General features: G+C 39.6%; 1 rRNA gene. It reads right to left on the bottom strand.

Features of this window, described 5'->3' with window-relative positions:
* Positions 1-70: ribosomal RNA gene (rrf, locus tag Q0940_RS17055) — 5S ribosomal RNA — on the bottom strand; the annotation flags it as partial.
* Between the last annotated feature and the right edge of the window lie 205 nt (positions 71-275).

Below are 275 nucleotides of genomic sequence, written 5' to 3'. Positions count from 1 at the left end.
CGCCGCAACTGCGTTTCACTACTGAGTTCGAAATGGATTCAGGTGGGACCACAGCGCTATTGCCACCAGACAAAAGCTTGTTTGCGTATTTAACAATCAGAAAGCTGACTCAACTGAGTTATCAGTTAAGTAACGACCTACATGGATGTAGGAAGTGCTAGATATTGTCAGGAACAATATCAGTAAAATAAAGTATGTAATTTGTATCAACGTTCAAGAACACTTAAGCGTTGTATGGTTAAGCCTCACGGGCAATTAGTATAAGTTAGCTTAAT

The organism is uncultured Psychrosphaera sp., from assembly GCF_947500655.1.
In the GTDB taxonomy this organism is placed as follows: Bacteria; Pseudomonadota; Gammaproteobacteria; order Enterobacterales; family Alteromonadaceae; genus Psychrosphaera.
The sequence above is the reverse complement of the archived record's forward strand: the minus strand, read 5'-3'. Positions and strand labels throughout refer to the sequence as shown.